A 14,435-nucleotide genomic window follows, 5' to 3' on the forward strand; every position below is an offset into this window, starting at 1 on the left:
CGTCACCAGCGGGACGCGACGAGCTCCTCGAGGGTGTCCAGCGGCAGCGGCCCGTGTGCGAGGACCTCGTGGTGGAACGCGCGGATGTCGAACGCCGGCCCCAGCGCCGCCCGCTCCCGCTCCCGCAGCTGCTGGATCCGCAGCCTGCCCAGCATGTACGCGAGTGCCTGCCCCGGCATCGCGATGTAGCGGTCCACCTCATTGGCGATGTTGGTCTCCGTCAACGCGGTGTTGTCCCGCATGTACGAGATGGCCCGCTCCCGCGACCAGCCGAAGTGGTGCATCCCGGTGTCCACGACCAGCCGGCACGCCCGCCACGCGTCGAACGACACCATCCCGAGCCGGCTCAGCTCCGACGTGTAGAGGCCCATCTCGTCGGTGAGCCGCTCCGTGTACAGGCCCCAGCCCTCGCCGTGCGCGTCGAAGTACGTGAACCGCCGGAAGCGCGGCAGATCGTCCCGCGACTGGGCGACCGCGATCTGCAGGTGATGCCCCGGCACGCTCTCGTGGAACGCGAGCACCTCGTATTCGAACCTGGCCCGCGACTCCGGCCGGAACGTGTTGACCACGTGCGCCCCCGGCCGCGACCCGTCAGCCGCCGGCGCGACGTAATACCCGAGCACCGAGTTCTCCGCCTCCGCCGGGTCCATCTCCTTCACGACGCACGGCGCGATGTCGTACCTCGCGAACCAGTCCGGCACCGCCTCCTCGGCCTTTCGCAGCGCCGCCGTCACCGCGTCGACGATCTGCCCCTTCTCGGTGAACCGCAGCTCCTTGTCGTCGCGCAGCCTGGTGATCGTCTCCTCGGCACTTCTGGCCTTCAGCGCCCGCCCGCCCCGCTCCTTGAACTCCTCCCGCAGCCCGGCCACCAGGTCCAGCCCGATCTGATGGATCTCCTCCGGCCCGAACTCCGTGGTGGTGTACGCCGCGATCAGCGTGCGATACGCGTCCGGTCCGCCCGGCACATGGCACAGCCCGACCTTGTCGTCCCCCCGGGCGCCGGGCAGCTCGTCCAGCGCCGTCCTGAACCGCTGCAACGCCGGCCGTACCGACTCCTTGATGATGTTCTTCTGATCCGCGTCTCTCAGGAGCGGGTCCTGCTCGACCGGCGTGCTCAGGTACGCGTCGACCTGCGCGATCGCCTGCCGGACGCCGAGCTCGGTCGGGAACCGCCCGTCCGCTGCCGCCTGCTGATACCGCTCGGCGTGCCCGTCGAAGTACCCGGCCAGCTTCCCGAGCCGGGCGACATACGCCGCGTCCCTGGTCATGGGCACCGCCGACACGACCTGCGCGAGCGGCCCGGCGATGCTCGCGGTCACCGCCACCTCACTGACCCCGTCGTGCAGAATCCGCTGCTCGTCGCGCAGCAGCCGGCCCAGGATCGTATGGCTGATCTTCTCCTGCGTGCTGAGGCCCTCCCGCGCGACGGTGCCCAGCTCCGCTTCGACCCGCGCCAGCCTGCCCCGCTGCGCGTGCGCCGCTTCCCGGCTCGGGTCAGGCACCTCGGAGTCCCGCCCCTCCACCCCGAACACGCTGGCCAGCAACGGATCGGCGTCGAAGTGCAGCCGGAAATACTCGTCACCCAACCGTCCCAGCGTGTCCATCGGCCCACCGTATCCCGCCTCCTGCCGCCCGGTCCCTCTCCCGCACCCGGCCTCATGCCCTCGCCACCCGACGTCTGCCATGCACCGCCCGCTGACCCGGCACCGCCCCAGCGGCTGCTTCCCTGCCCGTCGCGTCGGCGCGCCCGGCGCGCCCGGCGGGGGTGGCGCGGGTGGCGCGGGGTGGCGGGTGGGGGCGTCAACGGGTGGCGGGCGATGACGGTGGCGGAGAGGTGCGGCGGTGCCGGCGCGGGCCACTTGACGAAGCACGGAAGACGATCCGACCTCGGTACTCACTCGATGTGCGCTCGATGTGCCAAGATCATGCCCGTGGGCATCGACAACGACATGCGCGCGGGTGCGGACTGGACTGCGGCCGCGCTGACGGCCACCGGTTACCGCGCCGACTTCTCGCCGTCGTCGCTGTGGGAGATCGAGCGGTTTCTGAGCACCGAGGCACCGGACGGCCGCCCGCGCCCGCGCGGCCTGCTCGGCAAGGACCTGAACACCCGGGTGCCCATGCTGGGCGGCTACGTCGGCGAGGTGATCCGCCGCCGGCTGGGCGGCGCCTGGGTCCGCGACGGCGACCACGCCGCCCTGGACCTGCCCGGCGGCGCCCGGATCCGGCCCGTGCAGCAGGTGATGCACCGCCTCGCCACCGGCGCCGCCGGCAGCCTCACCGCCTACGCGTCGGCAGTCGGCGCAGACCCGGGCCCGTCGACACCGATCCTGCAGTGCCGCTGCTGCGGTGCGGTGCCGGCCGCGGACGCCAAGTTCCGCGCCGTCCAGTCCGTGCTGATCTGGATCAGCTACACCCGGAGCCCGGGCCCGTTCTGCCGCGACTGCGGCACCGCCGTCTTCCGGGCCCTCCAGCAGAAGATGTTCACGTTCGGCTGGTACGGCATCTTCTCCGTGGTCGCGATCGTCGCCCTGCTGCTCAACTGGACCGCCATGACGAAGGTGACCGGGCTGGCGGCCCCGGCCGCGCAGCCGGGCGCCGCGCCCGTCCAGCCGATGGACGCCGGCCGGCCGCTGCTGCGCCGCCCGCAGGTGCTCGCCGGCATCCTCGCCCCGATCGTGCTGCTGACCGCCTTCGTGATCTACGCCGGTTCGTCTGCCCCGTGACCGCCGGGCCTGTCGTCCTCGTCCTTAACCGCTGACCCCGAGTGACACGACCTCTGACCCCGAGTGACACGACCTCTCACCCCGAGTGACACGCAGCCCGACCCGGGCGGTGCGGTGCGGTGCACCACCCGGCCAGCATCCGGATCACAACGTCGACGCACCCCGACACTCAAACACGCGGGTGCGACATGACCCGGCCAACGTTTGCGGATGCATGACTAGCGCGCGGCCTTGCCGACCGCTGCCCGCACGACGTCCGCGCCGGCGGCGTGGCCGACCGGGTCGTCGAACGTCCCATACGGCGGGCCATACGCCGGCGTGTCCGGCTGGAAACGCCACCCGTCGGCCAGCGTGCCCACGTCCACGGCGTCGTAGCCGATGGTGTCCAGGAACTCGGTGACCGTCCGCTTCGCGGCCTCGTCGTCGCCGGCGAGGGGCAGCGCGGTCCGATCGGCGGCGCCTGACGGGCGGGGGAGCGAACCCAGGTGCTTGTAGAAGATGTTGTTGAACAGCTTGACCACGCTCGCGCCGTCGACGTGGCGCTGCAGCAGTTCGCTGCTGGTCGTCTTCCCCTCGTCCAGCTCCGCGAAGGTGCCGTCGCGCTGCGGATAGTAGTTGTTCGTGTCGATGACCGCCTTGCCCTGCAGCGGGGCGGCCGGCACCGCCTGATACGCCTTGAACGGCACGCTCACCACCACGATGTCCCCGGCCTCGGCGGCCTCCTGCGCGGTGGCCGCCCTGGCCCGCGGCCCGAGCTCGGCCACGAGGTCCTGCAGCGTCTCGGGGCCGCGCGAGTTGCTCACCACCACGTCATACTCGGCAGCGACCGCCAACCTTGCCACCGTCCCGCCGATGAACCCACTACCGATGAACCCGATCGTCGTCATATCGCCGACAACTTCCTCAGCCCGCGACCGATTCCCCGCCACGGGGGTGGGAATTGTGATGGGAAAGACTCATGCCAGGTCCAGGAGGTAGTTGCTCGGTCCCCAGTCGATCTTCCACGCCTCATAGACCCCGAGGCGGCCGCACGACAGGCAGCGCAGCCCGACCACGATCCAGCGGACGTCGTCGCTCTCCTCGCGCAGCGAAAACCCGACCGCCCCCGCGAACTCCTCCTCCCCGCACAGGCACGCGCAGCGGACCTGCACCTCCTCGTCGTCGTCCCAATACTCGACGCTGTCGGCGATCAGCTCGTGCCGCCGGCACTCCAGACACGTGCGCCGCGCCGCCTGTGCCGTGTCCATCACCCGCACCTCGAACCGCCGCCCGTCACACGACCGGCAGACACACTCCCGCACCACATCGACCGGAAACCCACCCGGCACCGGCCGGCGGAAGAACGCGACGAGATCCTCGAAGGACGCCCCATGGATCTCACCGGTCATGCCGCACCTCCCAACCACCGACGTACCCCGACCCTAGCCACCAGGTACGACACTTTCCCGCAGGCGGAAAGCGGGCATCATGAGCGAGGTCCAGGGCCGCGAGCACACATGGCCGGATCGCTTCGCAATCGCGAACCTGTCCGTCAATGGCGCGGGTGACGCCGGAGGTGTCAAGCAATCCCGGGGACTTCGAAACTCTGATACAGGCGGAGTTCGGCTTCCAGTGCTTCGTCGGACGCAGGGACGTCGTGACCGGTGCCGGCGAGGAGGAGCAGCTCGTGCGGGGCGCCCCGCGAACGCAGATCGTCCGCCAGGGCCGCCGTGCCGGCCGGCGATGTCACGGGGTCGTCGGCGCCGTGGATCAGCAGGACCGGGGTGCGGATGGCGGCGGCGGTGACCGGGGCGCCGCCCAAGCGGACGGCGTACGGGCGGTGGAAGCGCGGCGCCGTCGAGGCCCACCGCTCGGGGTCGACGACGGGCGACACCGCGGTCGCTGCCGCGAACGGCCCGTCCGAGGACACCGCCTGGAGCGCCGTGTAGCCGCCGGTGCCCGCGCCCCGGACGAACACCTGGCCCGGCACCGCGCGACCCGCCGCGATCAGGTGTTCGGCCACCGCACGGCAATCGGCGACGTCGAGGACGCCCCATCGGCCGTACAACGCCTGCCGGAACGCGCGGCCGTAGCCTGCGCTGCCCGTGGAGTCAACGTCCGCGACCGCGAAGCCGTGGCTGGTGAAGAGCTCCACCGACGCGGCCGGGCCGGGATGGGCACGCACGATGAGCGGTGCGGACCACTCCGAGGTGGCCCCGGCCGGCGGGTACACCAGCGCGACCACCTGCCGATCGCCGTCGACCGACACGTCGAGACGCTCGGGAAGACCACCGGAAGGCGAAGGCGAAGGCGAAGGCACGATCGCGACCTGCTGGGCGAGCGTCGGGGACGATCCGATCAGCGCCACCGAGGAGCCCCACGCCGTCAGGCACGGCTTGATCGAGGTGTACGGCACCGGCACAGGCGAGACGGCCCCCGAACCGTCGGCGATCACGAGCCGGTGCGCCGGGCCCTCCCGGGCGATCATGGCGATGCGGCCGTCGTCGAGGAAGCAGTACGACGACTGTCCCAGCTCCCACGGCGGCGCCGCGCAGTCCGCTTCGAGCGGGGCGATGGCCGTGCCGTCGTGGCGGTACAGGTTCCACCAGCCGGTCCGGTCGGACATGAAGTACAGCATCCCGTCGGGACCCCAGCGCGGCTCGAGCGCCGACTCGTCCGGGCCGCCCGCCACCCGCATCGGGTCACCGATCTGCCCGCCCGGCTCGTACGCGGCGACCCACATCTCGCACCCGTCCCACGGCATGTCCCGCGCGCTCCACCACGTCCAGGCCAGCATGCCGTCTGTGGGTCGGGGCGCGCCGAAGAACCCGGCCGCCTCCGCCAGCACCCGGACGTCGCCGCCGTCCAGCGGGACCGCGACGAGCGCGTCGCCGGACCCGTCCTCCCGGACCGCGAGCAGCTCACCGTCGCCGAGGACCAGGTCGCCGAACGCTCCCTCGGCGACAAGCGTCCCGCCGCGGAACAGGCCCTGCGGGGTCGCACACCAGACGGCAGCCGCGGTGACGAGATGGTCGCCGCCACCGTACGTGTGGACGCCGCCCCCGACCCGGACCCCTTCCGGCGTCACGTCGCCGGCGTCCTGGCGCATCAACCGCCCGCCGTCCAACCAGTGCAGCGCACCACCGTCGCCGCGCAGCGAACCGAGATCAGGGCCAGACACGCCCCGATTCTCCATTACCGTTGGTGGGGTGAGCTGGTGGGTGTTGCACGGCACACGCGGTGCTGTCCAGGTTCGCTCTGGACCGTCCGGTCCGGCTGCTCGGCGTGCGGCTGGACCTGCTTTTGAGGGCCCGGCGGCCCGTGCGTTGCGGATCGTGGCGGATCAGGCGCGCCGACCCGGGCAGAGACGCCTGCCCGGGTCGGCGGAACGGGTCGGACCGGGGTCAGGCGACCGTGCAGACGGTGCCGTTGAGGCGGAATGCCGAGGGCAGGACGTTGGGGCCGTTGTAGGCGCCGACGAAGCCGGTGCTGGTGGCGCCGCCGGAGGCGGCGAGGGTGCCGTTGGTCTCGATGTTGGTGATCCTCACGTCGCGGCCGGTCTGGGTCCAGTTGCCGTTCCAGTTGCCGGAGACGGTCTGCCAGGGGGTGGGCCAGGTGAAGGTGAGGGTCCAGCCGTTGATGGGGCTGGGGCCGGTGTTGGTGATGTCGATGTTGCCGACGTAGCCGTTGCCCCAGTCGTTGACGTCGGTGAAGCGGATGGTGCAGGTGCTCGTCGCGGGGCTCGTCGTGGTGAAGGTCAGCGGGGGCGAGGACCAGGAGACCTTGCCGGCGGTGTCGCGGGTGATGACGTTGACGGTGTAGCGGGTGCCGGGGTTCAGGTTGGACACCTGCAGCGACGTCCCCGGCGTCTCGCCGAGCTGCTCGCTGATGGCGCCGTTCTGGCGGTACACCTCGTATTTGGCGCCGGCGCCGGTCGGTGCGGCCGGCCACGCGATGGTCGCCGTGGTCGCGCCGACAGCCGTCGTCGTGGGCTGTCCGGGCGCCGGAGGAGCACCGGTCACAGGGGCCGTCGGGTGCAGCACCAGCAGCGTCAAGGAATACGGGGGCAGGGTCTGCGCGGCCGAGGTGCCACCCGCGGTGCTGACAGGAGCGGCGGCACCGTTCGTGAACGTGGTCACCGAAGGCGCACCCGTGGCGGGCGAGTAGCCGGAATACCGGAGTGCCACCGGCCGGGCGTTGTCCGGGTCCTTGTTGATGAGCAGGACGGCCAGGTCACCGTTCGGGCGGCGGGCGGCGTGCGCGGCGACCAGAGGGTCGCCCGTAGCGGCGCGGACGAGCTGGTCGCCCGGCTTGATGAAGGACTTCATGACGCTCAACGCGTGGTACGGCGCGAACGGCGTGTTCAGCGGCGGCTCGCAGACGGTGCCACCGGTCTGGCAGCCGCCGCTGGACAGCATGCCGAAGTCGCCGTAGTCGGTCTGCCCGGCCACGGTGGAGACGGTGCCGATGCCGTTGTGCACGTTCCACCACTGGACGGTGAAGACCCCGTTGTCCAGGAGGCTGCTGTACGCGTCGGCGAGGAAGAGCGCGCCGGGCTGGGTGTTCTGGCCGACGCCGACGTTCAGCTCGGTGAAACTGACCTTGATGCGGCTCGCTCCGGCACCCGCGTGCCGGGCGATCTGCTGGCGCGTCAGGTACATGATGTCGTCGATCTGGTTCGTCTTCGTCAGGGCCTCCGCGGCGGAGCCGCCACCCGGGTACCAGTGCAGATCGACGAAATCGATGGCCGGGCCGGCCACGGACAGCACGACCTGGTTCCACGTGCCGGCGTCGCCGGAGCCGACCAGGCCGTCGGGCCAGTTGCCGGGCGTGGTGAGGACCGCGCCGATCTTGATGGTGGGGTCGACCGCCTTCATCGCGGCGGCGAACGCGACCACGCCCTCGGCGTAGGCGCGCGGGCTCTTGTCGGCGTGGTTGTCGGCCTCCCACGCGGTGCCGTAGTGGCCGTTGCCGTAGTTCTCGTTGCCGATCGTCCAGTACTTGGCCCCGTAGCCCTTGGTCACGTTGGCGTAGCGGACCCAGTCCGCGGCTTCCTCGGCGGTACCGGTGCCGTAGTTCGCGATGATCATCGGCTGGGCGTTGATCCGGCGCACCGAGCCCATGAACGTGTCGAAGTCGGTGTTCGGGGCCACGTAGCCGCCGGGCGCGGTGTGGTCGCGCCAGTGGTAGATGTCGGCGTACGAGCCGCCCGGGTACCGCAGCATCTGCGCACCGGCGGCGCCGAGCAGGTCGGACACCGCGGTGGTGCCGAGCTCGGCGTCCCAGATCGCGTCGTTGACGCCCAGCGCGGTGTCCGGGACTGTCGCGAGGCCCGCCCGGGCGTTCACGGTGACGGTGGTGGGTGCCGGATCCGCGGCCGCTACCGCGGGGAGTCCTGTCGTGAGCAGCAACGCCGCGACGGCCACGGCGCCGCGACGAATTCCGATCTGCATGGCGGTCCAATCGGAGAGCATGGATGGAAGCGCTCCCATGCTGTTGTCGCCCCCGGGACATGTCAAGCGCTTCGACAGTTGTCGCGTCCCGACCACGCGGCTATCGAGAACGTTCCACGGTCGCCAGGTATTCGGCCACGTCCCGCTTGCCGTTGTGCTCCGCCCAGCCGCGCGGCGTGGCATGGAACCGCGGCTCGCGGCGGTCCGGATCCGCGCCGAGCTCGATCAGCGCCCGCACCGTTTCGAGGTGCCCGTTGTGCGCCGCCTCGTGCAGCGCGTCGGTGCCCTTGAGCGGGAACCCCAGGTCCGCCATGAGCCGCACCGCCGCCGTCCGGCCGTCGCTCGCGGCCGCGACGAGGTGGTGCGGGCGCCTTCTGATCGCCGTTTCGGCCAGCGCGGGGTCGCCGACGGGCCCGCCTCGCATGCACTCGCCCAGGAACCGCAGCACCGGGTCGTCGCTCTGCGGCAGGTCCGCATAGCCGTACATGGTGGACAACTGCCGCGCACTGAGTCCCTCGAAAACGGGGTGCGCGGTGCCGACGCCGTCCGGATCGGCGCCGTGCCGCAGCAGGGTCGGCACCCTCGCCCCGCTGCAGCGCTCTGGCCTGGTTTCGCAGATGCTCGACGCTGGGCCGGTCGGGAAGACGGCGGATCGGCACGATGGCCTCCTTGTCCGGATGCCTGGCGCCCGCAAGCTCAGGCCGGAAAGGAGGGACAACACCGGCGCCGCGAATCGTTGCTCAGGTGGGCTACGCCCTCCGCGCGGACCGCCGGCGCCCTGCCACGCCACCACCAGGCTACTCGACACGGCGCCTGAAGCGCCTGCCGCTCGGACAGTCGCTTCAGGGAGCACCGACGGCCGCGTCCGCCCTCGAGATGGCGTATTCGTATTCGGTGCCGGTGGGGGCTTCGACGGTGGCGCCGGTGGGGGTGAAGCCGGCCTTCTTGTACATGGCCTGGGCGCGGGTGTTGGCGGTGTGGACGTAGAGGCGGGCGAGTTGTGGGGAAGGGGCCGGGAGGGACCACGACCAGGTGAGCGCCGCGTCGAACAGGGCGGCGGCCAGGCCGGTGCCGCGGGCCTCCGGGCGGACGTAGACGCCGACGAGGTGGGTCTGGGCGGTCGGCACCACGAAACCGAAGTAGTCCTCGAAGCCGGGCGGCTCGACGAGGACGGTGACGGTGCCGAGCCAGCGGCCGGAAGGGGAAGCGCCGATGAACTGGCGGACGGTGCTGCCCTCGGCGGCGGTCGCGGTGCGGCCCTGCCAGAATTCGTCGGGCTGCGAAGCGACCTGGTCGTAGGTCTCCAGGAACGCTATCGGCGCGACGGGGTCCTGCAGGGCCGCGAGCCGCAGCTCCTTCGCCAAGGGCCAGTCCGCTTCGACAACCGGTCTGATGGTGTACCGCATCGGGTCATCCTGGCATCGCGGCGAAACGAGCGTCGGGCATTTTCACGCGGGTGTGAAGCGGACCGCGTTGGCCCGGGCGAAGGTCGTGCCGGCGGTCAGGACGACCTTGCCGGCGGTGCCCTGGGCGAAGGACCACGTGCCGAGGGTGTGCCAGGTGCCGCCGACCGCGACCTGGTCCACGGTGAAGGACGCCGTGCCGCCGGCGTGGGTGACCTGGTATGACGCCGCCGTGGCGCTGTTCGCGTTCGGCGGGACCCAGATCTCGACCCGGTAGGTCGCGGCGGCGCGCAGGGTCGGGGCCCAGGTGGCGGTGGAGCCGGCGGTGTTGCTGTAGCGGCTCGGGGTGCCGTCCACGCCGGCGAGACTGCTCGCCAGCCAGGTGCCGGTCTCGCGGAACCGCACAGCTCCGGCGCAGTCGACAGCGGTGTCCAGTGGCGTGACGGTGACCTGCCGGGGTCCGGGTGTGCCGGGCACGACGTATCCCGGCGACGCCGCGCTGGTGCCGCCCTCGCCGACGGCGGTGACCCGGTAGGCGACGCCGGCGACGCTGCCCTGCGCGCCGAGCACGAGCGTGGTGCCAGTGACGACAACGGACGTGGCCGCGCTGCCGCAGTCGGAGGCCGAGACGAGATACCCGGCGGCGCCGGGAACCGCGGACCACACCAGCGTGGTCACGCCCCCGCTGGTGGAGCTGCTCAGACCGGTCGGCGTGGCCGGTGCGCCGGTAGGCAGCACGACGGTGGTGCGGGCGGACACGACGACAGGGGCCGACCAGCCGGTGGCGGTGCCGCACCGCACGCTGACCTGATGCGTGGCGTCGGCGACGAGCCCGGTAACGGTCAGCAGCTCGACGGCCGAGGACTCCACGACCCGGACCACGGTGCGTCCGCCGCCGGTGGCGGTCACCTCGTAGCGCTCCGCGAACGGGTCAGGGGCGATCCGCACCGCGAGCCGGTCGTCGGCGGCGAGCACGCCCTGCACGGCGAACCCACCGGCCGGAGCCGCGAACGAGCTCCACACCGTGTTCGAGCCCTTGATCCGCACCGAGGTCCCGGTGGTCACGATCCGGACCGAGCCCTTCAACGACGTGGTGAACGACGGGCCGTCGAGCACCTCGACCTGATGGTCGGTCGCGCCCGGCGCGACGATGAAGCCGAGCACCAGCCCGCCGGAGACCGGCACCACGTCCTGAATCCGGGGCGGCAGGGCGAGCGTCCCCGAAGGGGTCACCGATGACGGCGCGGAGGCGGCGGACACCCCGAAGCCGTTGAAGGCCACCACCCGCACCTGCACCGCGACCCCGTTGGCCAGCCCGGTCACGTCAGCGAACCCGTTGATCGTGTCGGCGCTGGTGACGCCCGTCGAGGTGAGCACCCGGAACCCGTCGGCGTCGGCGACCCGGTCGAAGACCACGCGCACGGCGCCGTCCGCGGCGACGACCGACCGGATCACCGGCGCGGCCGGCGCCCGCAGGTCCGATGTGGACACCGCGACCTCGTGACCGGAGGGCGCGAGCAGCGACAGCCGCTGCCGCACGGCGGTGCCGGGATCGGTCCACCGGACCGCGCGCTGCACCGTGCCGGAGCCGGGCGCGATGTCGGGCAGCGGCACGATCCGCCCGTCGAGCACCGCCCCCGAAGCGTCCGTGACCTGCCATGCGAGCCGGTGCCCACGAAGGATCCGGGAAGTGCCGGCGGACAACGAAAGCAGGCTCAGCCCGCCCGACGTGGTGACAGCGAGCCCCGAAACAGGGCTGTTCGTGGTCTGCAGCTGCGCATACGCACGTTTGCGCTGGCCCCACACGTTCTGGATGCCCCAGCCGCGCACCTGGTCGGGGGACGTGCCGCCGAAGCTGCTGCGGTAGTCGTTGAAGGTCCACAGCGAGCTGCCCACCACCCACGGCCGGCTCAGAAAAGCGGACGCGTCGCTGGCGGTGCGGAAGTCGACGTCCTCGCGGCTGGTGGGGAACGTGAAGCTGTCGGCGCTGTACTCCGACACGAAGATCGGCTTGTCCGGGTAGAGGCCGTGCACGTGGTCGACGTTGCCGGCGAAGCCGCCGTACATGTTGAGGCACGCGAAGTCGGTGTACTGCAGCGCTTCCCCGGTCGGCGTGGACGCCCCGGCGTAGGTGTTGCTCACGTAGGTGCACAGGCGGGTGCTGTCCAGCGAGGACTTGATGTAGGCGATCATCTCGCGGACGAACGTCAGGCCCTCGGCGCTGGTGCCGCGGATCTCGTTGGCCACCGACCAGGCGACGATCGACGGGTGGTTGTAGTCGCGGCGGATCATGTCGCGCAGCTCTGCCCGGGTGACCTCGTTGGCGGGGTCGAGATTGGCGCCGGTCCCCCAGACGGGGATCTCCTCGATGAGGAGCATGCCGATCTCGTCGGCGTAGTCGAGCAGCTCAGGCGTCTGCGGCACGTGGTGGATGCGCATCAGCCCGGCGCCCGCGGCCTTCATCCGGTCGAGGTCGCGCCGCACCAGATAGGTCGGCTCGGTCGCGCCGGCGACCCGGTCGTCGCCGACCCGGTTGTAGCCGCTCGCCCGGATCGGCTCGCCGTTGAGGTGGATCGCCGTGCCGCGCACCTCGACCTTGCGGAATCCGAAGCGGTCGGTCTTGCCGTGCAGCACCGCCGAGCCCTCGACGACGGTGGTTTCGCAGGTGTACAGGGTGGGCCTGTCCAACCCCCACAACGCATACCCGCCTGCGGAGACACCGCTGTCCAGGCGGGCCTCCACGGTCCCGCGGGCCGGGACGGTGACCGTCGTCGAGGGCGCGCCCCAAGGGAACGTGCTACGCACGGTCACGGTCCTGGCGGTGGCGCCCGCGTTGGACAGCGTCACCCAGTTGACCACGGTGCCGGTGCCGCTGGTCAGGTCCGGGGTGGCGATGACGTGCTGCCGCTCGATCCGCACGGGCGCGTCGACGGTCAGCGACACCGACCTGCTGATCCCGCCCCACGGCCACCAGGCGCCGATCGAATACGTGTTGCTGGCCGCCACGACGATCGTGTTCGTGGCGGCGAGACGGCTGGTCACGTCGAACTCGAACGGCGTGTAGCCACCGGAGTGCTCGCCGAGGTAGACGCCGTTGAACCAGACCCTGGCCCGGTAGTAGACGGCCTCGAACCGCAGCCGGACGACCTGCCCCGCGGTGATCGCGGGTGCCGCGACGGTGCGCCGGTGCCAGCCCCAGCCGCGGTAGCCGGCCCAGGCGTCGTGGACGTCCCAGTTGCCGGGGATCTGCAGCGTCGCCCAGCCGGCGTCGTTGAAGCCGGGCGTGGCCCAGCCGGCCGCCTCGCCGGTGTTGCCCGGGTCGGTCGCGAAGCGCCACGCCCCGTCGAGCGGGACCACGACCGACCCGGCCGCGTGCGCCGGAGTGCCGAGAGACAAGGGCAGGAGTGCGCCGGCCGTGCCGGCACCGATGAGCTTCAGGACGTCGCGACGATGCGTGGACACACGGGCCTCCGGATGGGAGATGACTCCCGGAATCGGCTACGGGCGGATCCGATTCGGGAAGAGGCTTGCAGTAGACGAGAAGGTAATGCACCCTCCGCAACCCGTCAACCGTCAGGGAATCAACAGTCCCCACTGGATGGCCCAGACCAGGAAGAGCGCGCCGGGCAGCCAGCGTCGGCGCCAGGCGAAGCCGGCAACCACCGCGACGGCGAGCAACTGCAGCGCGAGCCAGGCCGGGGGCCGGCCCAGCAGCACGGGCCCGACGACCTTGCCCGCGGTGGCGAGCAGGAAGAACATGAAGACGAGCGTGCCGGCGATCGTGACCGGCGCGAGCACCAGCAGCCACCGGACCCGGCACCGGACGAGCGTGCCCACCAGGAGCAGCAGCACGCCGAGCCGCACCCAGGTGGTGTCGCCCCAGCCGGGCGCCGAGTCGACGAGCGACGACGGCCGCAGCGCGACAGCGGGCGCGGTCATCGAAGGGTCGGCGATCCAGGCGGTCTCGAAGTCCGCGTAGTCGTCCGGCAGCGCCGGGAGACGGTCGAAGCCGTCGTCCGCCGTGCGGTGCAGGTTGTGGTTGGTGCCGGCGACCACCCGCACGGTGTGCCGCGCGTTGCCGCCACGGTCGAGCGCGTCGCCGATCAGACGGCTGCTGCGCAGCGGCACGGCGTCGCGGTCCAGCTCACCCCACTGCGCCAGGACCGGCTGCCGCACCCGCTCCCACTCGGGCACCGGGTCGAAGCCCGCCTCGGCGAAGAGCCCGAAGTCGATCGTCGCCCGCACCACGCTGGTCTGCATCAGCCGCGGCAGGTACCCGCGGACGCCGGCGTGCCGCAGGTACTGCCCGTACGCCCACGCCGTCTGATCCACCGGGTTGGTGCCGACCGCGCCGACGGTGATGAGGAACGCGACGTCGGCCGAGCGGTTCGCGGCGATCGGCGCGACCCACGCCCCTTCCGGCAGCCCCCACAGCCCCAGCCGGGACGGGTCGACGTCCGGCCGGTCCCGCAGCAGCCGGAGGCCGGCGAGCGCGTCGTCGGCGAGCACCGAGAAGTCGCGGTGCAGCATCGAGTACCCGTCGGTGCGCTTGTCGTAGGTGAGCGTCGCGACGCCGTGCCGGGCGTACGCCTCTGCCTCCCCCCGCAGGTAGCCTCGCCCCCGGTTGCCCGCCCCCTCCAACATGACGATGCCGGGCAGCCGCATGGGCGCGGGTCCGGCGGCCGGGGCAGGGGCCGGGGCGAGGACGGTGCCGTGCAGGGTGACGCCGCCGTTGCCGGTGAACGTGACCTCCGTGGCGGTGAAGCCGGAAGGGGCCGCGAGCGCTGGGGCGGCCGGCAGGCCGGCGGTGACCGCCGCCGCGATGAGCAGTGCCGTGATGATCCGTCGCATGCCGCTCAGGCTGTCCGCCGCGG

The 14,435-nt window shown here is 71.9% G+C and carries 10 protein-coding genes; 1 reads left to right on the plus strand and 9 read right to left on the minus strand.

Features of this window, described 5'->3' with window-relative positions; translation table 11 throughout:
- Positions 1-2: 2 nt before the first annotated feature.
- Complete coding sequence (locus ABZS58_RS15445; protein ID WP_354781728.1) at positions 3-1,604, minus strand: DUF885 domain-containing protein; 1,602 nt, start codon at positions 1,602-1,604, stop codon at positions 3-5.
- A gap of 327 nt (positions 1,605-1,931) precedes the next feature.
- Here ABZS58_RS15445 and ABZS58_RS15450 point away from each other — a divergent pair, with 327 nt between their 5' ends.
- Positions 1,932-2,726 (plus strand): hypothetical protein, encoded by a 795-nt coding sequence (locus ABZS58_RS15450; protein ID WP_354781730.1) that lies wholly within the window; start codon positions 1,932-1,934, stop codon positions 2,724-2,726.
- Positions 2,727-2,944: 218 nt separating this feature from the next.
- On the opposite strand, the gene ABZS58_RS15455 is transcribed toward ABZS58_RS15450, so the two are convergent.
- The 8 genes from ABZS58_RS15455 to ABZS58_RS15490 all read right to left on the minus strand — a co-directional run bounded on the left by ABZS58_RS15455 (position 2,945) and on the right by ABZS58_RS15490 (position 14,412).
- Positions 2,945-3,613, minus strand: coding sequence for an NAD(P)-binding domain-containing protein (locus tag ABZS58_RS15455; protein ID WP_354781732.1), 669 nt, complete (start codon positions 3,611-3,613; stop codon positions 2,945-2,947).
- 69 nt (positions 3,614-3,682) lie between these two features.
- Positions 3,683-4,114, minus strand: coding sequence for a hypothetical protein (locus ABZS58_RS15460; protein WP_354781734.1), 432 nt, complete (start codon positions 4,112-4,114; stop codon positions 3,683-3,685).
- Between the two features lie 170 nt (positions 4,115-4,284).
- A complete protein-coding gene (locus ABZS58_RS15465; protein ID WP_354781736.1) occupies positions 4,285-5,886 on the minus strand; it encodes a prolyl oligopeptidase family serine peptidase in 1,602 nt (533 codons plus the stop codon).
- A 223-nt stretch (positions 5,887-6,109) separates the two neighbouring features.
- A complete protein-coding gene (locus ABZS58_RS15470; protein WP_354781738.1) occupies positions 6,110-8,179 on the minus strand; it encodes a cellulose binding domain-containing protein in 2,070 nt (689 codons plus the stop codon).
- Positions 8,180-8,258: 79 nt separating this feature from the next.
- Entirely contained in the window at positions 8,259-8,738 is a 480-nt protein-coding gene (locus ABZS58_RS15475) for an ankyrin repeat domain-containing protein (RefSeq protein WP_354781740.1), read from the minus strand.
- A gap of 262 nt (positions 8,739-9,000) precedes the next feature.
- Positions 9,001-9,564 carry a GNAT family protein gene (locus ABZS58_RS15480; protein ID WP_354781742.1) on the minus strand — a complete coding sequence of 188 codons (564 nt, stop codon included), beginning with the start codon at positions 9,562-9,564 and terminating at the stop codon, positions 9,001-9,003.
- A gap of 42 nt (positions 9,565-9,606) precedes the next feature.
- Positions 9,607-13,023, minus strand: coding sequence for a glycoside hydrolase family 2 TIM barrel-domain containing protein (locus tag ABZS58_RS15485; RefSeq protein ID WP_354781744.1), 3,417 nt, complete (start codon positions 13,021-13,023; stop codon positions 9,607-9,609).
- Between the two features lie 111 nt (positions 13,024-13,134).
- On the minus strand, positions 13,135-14,412 hold the full coding sequence (locus ABZS58_RS15490) for a hypothetical protein (protein WP_354781746.1): 1,278 nt from the start codon (positions 14,410-14,412) through the stop codon (positions 13,135-13,137).
- Between the last annotated feature and the right edge of the window lie 23 nt (positions 14,413-14,435).

The sequence above is a fragment of the Dactylosporangium sp. NPDC005555 genome (assembly GCF_040605635.1).
Taxonomy (GTDB): domain Bacteria; phylum Actinomycetota; class Actinomycetes; order Mycobacteriales; family Micromonosporaceae; genus Dactylosporangium.

Excerpts from the sequence above, each read along its gene's own strand:
- ABZS58_RS15445 (WP_354781728.1), bottom strand. The coding sequence starts at position 1,604 with ATGGACACGCTGGGACGGTTGGGTGACGAGTATTTCCGGCTGCACTTC.
- ABZS58_RS15455 (WP_354781732.1), bottom strand. The coding sequence starts at position 3,613 with ATGACGACGATCGGGTTCATCGGTAGTGGGTTCATCGGCGGGACGGTG.
- ABZS58_RS15460 (WP_354781734.1), bottom strand. The coding sequence starts at position 4,114 with ATGACCGGTGAGATCCATGGGGCGTCCTTCGAGGATCTCGTCGCGTTC.
- ABZS58_RS15470 (WP_354781738.1), bottom strand. The coding sequence starts at position 8,179 with ATGCTCTCCGATTGGACCGCCATGCAGATCGGAATTCGTCGCGGCGCC.
- ABZS58_RS15480 (WP_354781742.1), bottom strand. The coding sequence starts at position 9,564 with ATGCGGTACACCATCAGACCGGTTGTCGAAGCGGACTGGCCCTTGGCG.
- ABZS58_RS15490 (WP_354781746.1), bottom strand. The coding sequence starts at position 14,412 with ATGCGACGGATCATCACGGCACTGCTCATCGCGGCGGCGGTCACCGCC.